The following is a 307-nucleotide window of genomic DNA, read 5'->3' as shown; positions in this document are numbered from 1 at the left end:
TCGCGGCGACCTGCGCCTCGAACAACGACACCAACGTCGCCGACGCATCCACCTCGTGCGCAGTGTCGTTGAACGACTCCAGGATCCGAGACCGCTCCCCCGCACCGAGGATCTCCAGATCCCCGACCGGACGCGACGGATCCGCCACGATCTCCTCGAGCACCCGCACGAACCGCCCGACGAACGACACGACCGTCGACTCGTCGAACAACGCCGTCGCATAGGTCACGAAACCGCCGATCCCCGTGGGAGCCCCGGCCTCGTCGTAGGTGTCCTGCACGATCCAGTGCAGATCGAACTGCGAGGT

General features: G+C 66.1%; 1 protein-coding gene. It reads right to left on the bottom strand.

Features of this window, described 5'->3' with window-relative positions; all coding sequences use genetic code 11:
* On the bottom strand, positions 1-307 hold a 307-nt coding region (locus tag QR64_RS24490), incomplete at both ends, for a hypothetical protein (RefSeq protein ID WP_039587730.1).

Origin of the sequence: Rhodococcus sp. Chr-9 (assembly GCF_000801125.1) — a bacterium.
Taxonomy (GTDB): Bacteria; Actinomycetota; Actinomycetes; order Mycobacteriales; family Mycobacteriaceae; genus Rhodococcus; species Rhodococcus pyridinivorans.
The sequence above is the reverse complement of the archived record's forward strand: the minus strand, read 5'-3'. Positions and strand labels throughout refer to the sequence as shown.